At 70.7% G+C, this 450-nt stretch carries 1 protein-coding gene; it reads right to left on the bottom strand.

Translation table 11 applies throughout. From position 1 onward, the window contains the following. A partial coding sequence (locus LPA54_RS38655) for an MHYT domain-containing protein (protein ID WP_306806630.1) occupies window positions 1-395 on the bottom strand: 395 nt, incomplete at its 3' end. Between the last annotated feature and the right edge of the window lie 55 nt (window positions 396-450).

Below are 450 nucleotides of genomic sequence, written 5' to 3' on the forward strand. Positions count from 1 at the left end.
GCCATGCCGAGGTAGTGCATGGAGGCCATGCCGAGACCGGTGACGGTCCCCCCGGTGAACAGGGCCGTCCCGGTGGCGCCCCGGTAGCCGACGATGAAGATGCCTATGCCCACCATGACGACGGCGACGGCGAGGCTCGCGAAGGTCATCCCGCGGTCGTAGTGGATCGGCGTCCCCTCGACGGTGAAGCCCATCATCGCGATGAAGTGCATCGTCCAGACGCCGGCGCCGATGGCGGCCGCTCCGAGGGCGAGCCAGCCGGGGCGCCAGGAGCGGGGCCCCAGCCCGGCCCGGGTGGTGCATCGCAGCCCGAGCGCACCCCCGAGACAGGCCATGAGATAGGCCACCAGAGGTGTTACCAGCCCGTAACTGAATCCGTCGACCGTGCCCTGCATGCGCGGCTGCCCTTCCGCCCTGTACGTCCCGCGTTGCCCCGTTGTGCGCCCCCTC

The organism is Streptomyces sp. DH12, from assembly GCF_020873895.1.
GTDB lineage: Bacteria > Actinomycetota > Actinomycetes > Streptomycetales > Streptomycetaceae > Streptomyces.